Annotated in this window: 5 protein-coding genes; all 5 read right to left on the bottom strand. The window is 40.4% G+C overall.

All coding sequences use genetic code 11. The features are described from left to right. Positions 1 to 183 precede the first annotated feature (183 nt). The 5 genes from COW20_00840 to COW20_00860 all read right to left on the bottom strand — a co-directional run bounded on the left by COW20_00840 (position 184) and on the right by COW20_00860 (position 7,573). Positions 184 to 2,679, bottom strand: a complete 2,496-nt coding sequence (locus COW20_00840) for a hypothetical protein (GenBank protein PIW50935.1) — start codon at positions 2,677 to 2,679, stop codon at positions 184 to 186. A gap of 10 nt (positions 2,680 to 2,689) precedes the next feature. Beyond that, positions 2,690 to 3,403: a hypothetical protein gene (locus COW20_00845; GenBank protein ID PIW50936.1), complete on the bottom strand. Its 714-nt coding sequence runs from the start codon at positions 3,401 to 3,403 to the stop codon at positions 2,690 to 2,692. Between the two features lie 728 nt (positions 3,404 to 4,131). Beyond that, positions 4,132 to 4,719, bottom strand: coding sequence for a hypothetical protein (locus COW20_00850; protein PIW50937.1), 588 nt, complete (start codon positions 4,717 to 4,719; stop codon positions 4,132 to 4,134). 8 nt (positions 4,720 to 4,727) lie between these two features. Beyond that, positions 4,728 to 6,644, bottom strand: a complete 1,917-nt coding sequence (locus tag COW20_00855) for a hypothetical protein (protein ID PIW50938.1) — start codon at positions 6,642 to 6,644, stop codon at positions 4,728 to 4,730. A gap of 2 nt (positions 6,645 to 6,646) precedes the next feature. Beyond that, the gene (locus tag COW20_00860; protein ID PIW50939.1) at positions 6,647 to 7,573 is read right to left on the bottom strand and encodes a hypothetical protein; all 927 of its coding nucleotides are present in this window, start codon (positions 7,571 to 7,573) and stop codon (positions 6,647 to 6,649) included. Between the last annotated feature and the right edge of the window lie 574 nt (positions 7,574 to 8,147).

Genomic DNA, 8,147 nt, shown 5'->3' on the forward strand with positions numbered 1-8,147 from the left:
GGGCAAAACCTAACCCGCACCCTGCCTGAGCATACCCGTACTTCGAATTACTATTATAATTACAGCTTTATGGTGCTGACGCATTGAGGTCAAGTGCGTTTTGGCTTTTGTGATGTACTGCTCAAAACCCTGAAAATATTTTGTTTAATATCTGGGCCATTGATTACATACATGGAAATTTTCTTAAAGTTTAGAGAGCAACATTTTTGAAATTTGTTCCTGAATAACGATTGATATTTTGGCAGGATTCTTCCCCGCTATTTTCAGGGCTGAATTAAATTCAGAATCAATAGTTTTCTGGTGTTCAACCCATCTCATAACCAGCATTGATTCTTTCATTCTTGCGAATTTTACATGTGTAATTAAATCAAGCACATCTGGGCGCTTCAGCTGAGCTTTTCCTTGAGATTCTAATTTCTTATTCACAATTTTCGTGACTGATTCTTGAAGATTAGAGGATAAGTCTGTTAACGGATCAAAACCAGGAACGATTTTGGCAATTACTTTTTTATCACCATTCATAATCGCTTCTACCAAAGTTATGCTTGCGGTTCCTGGCCCTACCTGAGGAATTTCTCCACCTAATTTTCCTGCAGATAAGCGAATTTTAGACATTTTGGGTTGCTTATTCTTAAACTCAACATCTGGCAGTATTTCTTTTAAGACAGGAACAGACTTTCCCAAATCATGCACTTTTTGTGCTAAGTCTTGCTTAACTTTTGCTTGAGAAATATTTCCACTAAATCCAATAAACGAAGCAACATCTTCATATCCCTCTTGCGTTTTTCTCTTTCCCAAGCGGTCGATACCAGGCCCAAGACCACTTGCCCAATTTGCTTTTCCTGCAATAACCAAGTCTGTAAACATAAGAAGCATTGGAATGGCGCGTGGGTTCCGTGCTGCCTCTGCACCGCCTAAAACAGAGGTTAAGTAAACTGCCAGGGGGTGGGTTGCTGGTTTGCCTTTTAAAATATTTTGAACATCTTGAGCCAAAGCCACATCATGCTCACCATTATTTGTTACTCGATCTACTGCATTTCTTAAACCAGCATAGGTTGCTCCATCACCATTTGTTCTTTCTGAAACCTGCATCTCCTGTGGAAAAATGAGCTCTCTCAATTCGGGTTCAATTGCATCTTTGGCAAAAGTAACATAGCCATTGCTACCGACAACCATTTTGACGCCGCCTAATTGAAAATCACTTCCAGAAGATATGGCTTGAACAACTTCATTTTGAAAGAAAGTATAATTAAGGATTTCTAAAGAAGCGTCAGAAACACATTTTAAGACCGGCTCTTGTAATTCAGAAAAAGAAACATCAGACAAAGAGGTTGAAAGTGAGAGACCCGGAACTTGCAGCCTTGGATCTTTTTCACTGGTTGGTTTGAATAATGTTTCATCAAAGACAAGCTTAGGAGTTTCAATATGTGAAAATTCAAATAATTTGACATTAGCAATAACTTCTTTGGCAATTTCATCAATATTTGGAATATCGCCATCATGTTCTTTAATTACATCTAATATATACCTTTCCGATCTACCATCCATCAAAGCATCTTTAACAAAATTTGCCATAGGTATCAATCTATCAAGAGGGAGGGTATCTTCTAAACTTTCAACTTCAAATTTATCAACAAATAATTTAAATTGCTCTTCAGGGATAGGTTTAGATTCCGAAAGCTTAATATTAGTTATAATAAGATTTGCCGCATCTTCAGCCTTTGGGAAATCTTTTTCATGTTCTAGTATTACTTTGATAATTTCTATTTCTGGCATTTGCTTCTTAATTGCATAATCAATAAAATCTGCCATTCTTTCAATAACGTTAGGAGCTACCTTATACTTTTTTGCAAGATCGTATATTACTTCTTTCTCTAGTCCAAGCTTCCCATTGTGCCCAAGGCTTTCAATCTCTTGAGACTTGGCTTTTACAGACTCAACAGAATGAGCCGCATAAACGTCCCTTACACCAGATGCAGTCACTTCAAACTTGCTGCCCTGGGCTTGGTGTAAAAGCTGCTCATCATGAGAAACCAAGGTGCGACCGTTTTGTGCAATGACCACATCACCAGTTCTTCCGGCAATTCTTTCCACTTCAATGCCTTTGGTCTTTAAAGCTGCAAACAATTGTTTGGCAAATTCAAGGCTGTTACATCCTTTAAGGCTAATTTTGCCTAATTGGGTTACACCACTGTCTTTCAATTGTTGCGCCAAATCTTCAGCTTTTAGGCCCCCAAATGTATCAGCATCCCCATGGCCAACAAGGGTCAATTTATCATTGGCTGTCAATGAACCCATTTGACTCATTGACATCGTTACATATCCAGATTTCTGAGAAAGGCTTTTAGCACTTCCTAAAACAGTGTCATCATGCCCTAATGCCAGCACAGCTTTAACAGGAGTTGAGGCTCCAAACTCCTTAGCGATATCTGGATCTGCCAAAATGGTATGGGAAATTTCTTCAATATCATGTTCATCAATATGATCAACGCTGGCTTTCAAAGTTTGAGTATCTTGGGCGACAGGGGGTGAAATTGGTTTTGATGAACTGTCAAACGATGTTTTAGAATGTACCGCTTGCGATTCAGGTACTTTTTCTTGTTTAACAAGGGGGGTTGAAACCCTGACCGTTGGTGTTTGAATCAGTGGAGAAACAGAGGGTCCAATTTTTGATTGCATAATTTACCTTTCAATTTTCTTCAAGCAAATCTTGAAGTAACTCGAGTCTAGAAACATATTTCATATAGCTTTGTTCTAATATTGTGATTTCTATATTTTTTGAGCCTAAATCATCAAGTCTATCTGCAATAAAATCACATCTATCCATCAAAATCTGAATTTCATTATCTTCTGATAGGGTTTTATTTAGGCTTAAAATGCCTTCAACTTTTTCAATCAGATGGTTTACTGCTTCCATTTCATTTTGTATCTGTGAATTTATCTCTAAAAATAAAGCTTGAAGTGAATAGCTATTTTCAAGTTGTTTCAATTTTCTTTGAATTGTAGCAACATGAATCTCTAAATCTGAAATATCAATTTCCTGATCCAATACCTGGATATCTTTGGCCAGTTTTGTCTGCCTTGCCAGATATTCATCATGTTTTGATTTGATCTTAACAAGAATTTCTGGTTCAAGTGTTGGGGGGGCAGTGCAAAATGGTTCAGCCAGAAGCTCTTTCAATAAACGCATCAATGCGTTTGCAGTATCTTCATAAAGCTGTTCAAAGTCATCATCCTTTTCAGGGGCAATAAACTTTGATTTTTTACCAACAGGAATCAAACCTGACTGAGCTTGTCGCATCAGTGCTTGCCCCAGGCTGGACAGGGGTTCAATCTCTAGTCCAGATCTGATATATGGAATAGATTTCAGGGGCTGATTCAGGCTGAGGAATAAATACCCCATCCCCCAGTAATTACTTGCATTTTTGTAATTTGACTGAATACCCTTAGAGAAGCAGTCAACAGTCTGCTTTAACTTGTGCTTGTTGATAGACGGAGAAAGAGCTTCACGAACAAGTTGTTTTCCTTTCTCATATAGTTGAGAGGATTGAAGATGTCGCTGTTCTTGACTTTTCTGCAGGCCTTGCTTTGCCTGAATTATAAGGTTAAAATCCACAAACTAGCCTCTTTAGCTTCAGCTTTCTTTGTGCCAGAATTCCATCAAATTTAACTTCGATTATTCTATCATTCTATTTCAATAGTACTTAATATAGCAAAAAAAACAGAATGATTTAACCAAAATGACACATAAGTACAGATATGTGACAATAACCAGATATATTTGTAAAAATGTCATAATTGAAAATACTTTGTAATTCAATATATTCCCTGACTGAGCACAAAATGGTATTCAGCTACTATAACTGTTTATCCAGATAAAACATTTGAATTTGTCCCCTCATTTGAAGATGAAAAAACATTTGCAGAAGTTCAGGCTTTGAAATATATTCCTTGAGGGAACATTGCTTACTCTGAGAAATTCCATCAAACCTAATGTGTCTTTTTTAATAAAACTATTCAAATTTAAGTATTTATAGTTTATTTAGATTATATTCAGCAAAACAGATATCCGAGTTCTTGCGCGGATTTGAAGCTTCCAATTTAAAGTATTCAGGTTTAGACTATGAGATCTTAAGCTTGGGTTGCTGAAACCAATTTCTTTTGAGTTTCCTCTAAGATCTCAGAAAGGCTCATCGCACCTTGTGAGAAGCTTTGAATCTGGGGTAAAAAGCGATTCAGAAAAAACTTGGTTTGGTCAATGATTTCCACCACCAGTCCTATATCCAGTGTTTCTGGGCGCATCAGGTGGGTATGGCTAAAGTAAACCACGGTATTTTCTTCTGCTTCATTTATAACCAAGCTGCCATTGGGGATCAAGCTGCTCAAAGCAGAAACTAAACGATAAGTGTCCAGCAGGCGTTGCTGGGGAATTTGAAGGGGGATTTCAAGATAAATCTGCAAGGTTGCAAAACGGTTTAAATGTTCTGGATGCTCAATGGTCTCGCCTTGAGCCCCTGGGGTATTCAAAATATCTTCCATAAAAACCAATTTCAGAAAATATTCTGGTTCTTTTTCAATTTCCTCGTCCAATGCGACCAGGACGTATTCAAAAGGAATTTCTTCTGACTTTTCTTCTCGATAGGCAGGCAGCCCTATATGGTTTAAGATTGTTTCAAGTTTGGATAAGGGGGTGCTTTCAATTTCAAGTGTATTACTCATTTTTACCTCTATTTATTGACATCCAGATGCATCCCTCTGGCCAGGGCATCGATTGCGACTTTTGGGGGTAAGTTTTCATAGGGAACATCCAGAACCGTTCTTGCAATATAATGCATGGCTGGATCCCCTGCTTTGGCCTGTTTGAAAATTTCCTGTGCAGCATCATCGGGTGAGGCCGCTAATAAATTCAAGGTGGTACTGATTTTGAGTTCGTTGAGACTTCTTGCCTGTGAGCTGAGCATTTCAATTTTCTTTCCGGTTTCAGACTCAGGGTTTTGCGCCTCTGGAAGTTTGGAGAGTTGGGTCAATTCAGTTTGAATATGTTTTTGCTTCAGATCGATTTGTTCAAGACCTTTGCGCAAATCTGTTACATTTTCAAAGCGCTGACTACTGGTCTTCCAATTATTATAAGACATCAAGAGACCTGCTCCACCGGCTGCTACCCCAATCACACAGGCTGCGACAACCAGACCTGCGGGAGGGCAAGCGACTGCGAGTGCGGCAATCGCAAGCCCAGCCCCTACAATGCCCACAACATTTTTAATCATTGAAAGGCGTTTTTTGCCAAGATCTGCATGTTCTTTAATCTGGGTTACAACCGCTTTTACTGCTGGGTTGAGCGTTTCAGGAGATAAGTCGGGGCTCAAGGAACGGATGGCGATGGCTTTATCACGTAATTCTTTTGGATTGGAGCGAGAAGCAAAGGGATTCAATTTTGCGCCTAAACGGGCCATGCTGCCTTTAAACCCGGTCTGTTCAAGACGGGAGGCTTCCTGATCGAGCTTGGCTGCCATATCGAGGCGGCCTGCATGATCTGTCAAAAGGGCTTCGGCCATTTCAACCTTGTTGAGTTCCTTATTGTGCAATTTTGAGGTTTTATAAAAGTCATAACTGTCAATCACGATGCTGACCCCAGCACCCACAATCCCTGTGACCTGCAAGGCTTGGGTAGAAACCCCCAATGCCCCAGCTCCTACTTTCAAGCTGACTTCAACCCCGCTGCCCTTTGCCAGACCAGTGCCTGCTTGAACGGCTGTAAAGGTGGTTTTGGCCAATGAGCCTGTGACCAATGCGGGATAACCGATGTATTTTGTGGCAAGTTCACTTTTATCACCCCGGACTTTCATGCCCAGAGCAATCGCATTTTGCCCTTCCAGTCTCAGTTGTGTGGCTTTTTGGCGAAGAGAATCTACTTTGCCAAGATGTGAGTCCAAGAACTGGATTTTTTCATCCAGTCGGTTGATTTCGCGGGTATCTTCAGGTGTTGGGTTGAGTTTGGCTGTAAGGGTTTCATGCATTTGTTTGGCAGCCGCCAAATCCAAGCGCATATTAAATTCCTCTTTGGGTTTAGAATGGGCAACAGATTCTTCAAGATGATCTGCTTGTTGCAAGAGGGTTTGACCTGTCCGGATATAGTCGCTGCCCACATAGGCGTCAGAATTATGAAGGGTTTGGCTCATACTTTCTTTGGCCAAGTTCATCAAATCTTTCAGATCCTTGCGTGCGCCTTTATCAAAGGCGAGTGGGATTACAGTGATTGTTTCGAGCGTTCGAATCATTCCCTTGCCAATCCACTTGCCATAGGCACTGATCGTAGAAAGTGTGCTGGGTGCCGGTTTGCTTAAAGGGTTGTTTTCTTGGTGGTTTTCTTCTGAGCTATATTTGACGGAATCTATCTTGGCTTTTAAGAGGTCAATCTGTTCTTTACTGCCCAGGGCTTTGGGAGTTGAAGTCGTTTCCGTAGAGAGTTTCCAGCCCGTTCGTTTGAGCGATGTGGAGGTTGTCTGAGCGTTGTTTTCAAGGGTTCGCATTTCAGTTCGGGAGACTGAGCGAAAGGCAATATCCTCTTTGCCTTTGCTGCGTATCTCGTGGGCAGTTGTAGGAACAATGGAGTTGACTCTTCCAAAGGATGCTGCGCCTTGCATGTTTAATTTACTCCCTTACTTAAGCGTTCAAGTGTATCTTCAACAGAGTCTTGAAGAATTTCAATTTTTTCACACAATTCATTGTAGTATTTTTCTATTGAGCTGATATCATGGCCATTTTTATCAAATTCATCCAATTGGTCTGCGATGGCATCACATTGATCCAAAAGTATTTCGATTTTAGCTTCCAAAATCTTAATTGATTCTGCGTTGCTTTCATGCGCCAGTTGTGTTTCTAATCTGTCGACTTCTTCACAGTTTTTGATTATTTGAGTGCGTAAACGGAGATACGTTTGAGAAATTTTGAGCGCAATCTCAAAGGCTCTCAATTGCTTGTAGAGCGGGTCAAGCTTTATTTCAAGATCAAAAGTATCTATTTCTCCCTGTAAGTCAGAAATTTGAGCTTTGAGTGTCTGTAAAGCGTCAGAGACAAAGCGATGTTGTTCCTGAAGTTTTAAGTAACGTTCGGGATCAACGGAGGGAATGGCATGGGTCGGGTTTAATTTGAAAAGATAGTCTGAAATCCTATGCTCAAGCAGCTCATAGTGTCCGTCAGTTTCAACATCATGAGCGACTGTTCGAGACGTAGCGGGATGAATCCATTGCTTCAGAAGGGTCAGGTCTGGATGATCTGGAGCCAGTTCCGCCGCCGCATCTAGATAGGCAGCTGCACTTTCGGGCTCATTGATCCATATGAATAAATAGGCCAGCCCAAGATAGGGGTCTGGATTTTTTCGGTTAAATTGAATACTGGCACCAAAGGCATCGGCTGCTTTTTTGAGCCGTTCACGGTTTTGAAAACCTTCCTGTTCAGCCAATAAGAGACAACAAAATCCTTGAAAAGCGCTCAACTCGGATGTTTCTTTGTGTTCTGCACCCACCCCATTTTGTAAGGTTTTGACTGCAGAATTCAAGAGTTTAAAATCCATACAAAATCCCACTTGTTTCTTATTTAATAATCATAGCGTATGATTCTTCATCCCGTCCTAAAAAATTGAACAGGACGCCAATTCTTTTTTTTGTTGCTTTGAATTTGATCGGATTAGTAAATAGCTTGTTTTTAAGCAAAATCATATAAATGGCTTTATTTTATTTGTTTTTTAGATTGAAATTTGTTTTTTAAATTTTTTTGAAGCAAGACTTCAGGGGCTCCCAAGCCCCTGAAGTCTTGCTTGTTTGTGAGTTTGGAGTGGGGAATTGCTCTGTAACTTAAACCCTGTGAAACTGAAAATAATACAACAAAAACAGAAGCGTACTCTATTCCGCTCAGTTCAAGCTTGAATCTGGGAAGAGATCTAGCCTACCTGAAAATGAACTACATCCCTCCAACCCGCATGGGTATGGAGGGAGTTTCGTGCTTCACAGAGAAAAGTTTCTCTCCACACAGGGCAGGTTCCCTACCCTTGGTACTCTCTAATGCCCAGTTTAAGATCACACGTGCAGCATTCTGATCGCGACTCAAGGTTAAGCCACATGGACATGCGTGTTGCCTTTCGGATAAAG

The sequence above is a fragment of the bacterium (Candidatus Blackallbacteria) CG13_big_fil_rev_8_21_14_2_50_49_14 genome (assembly GCA_002783405.1).
GTDB lineage: Bacteria > Cyanobacteriota > Sericytochromatia > UBA7694 > UBA7694.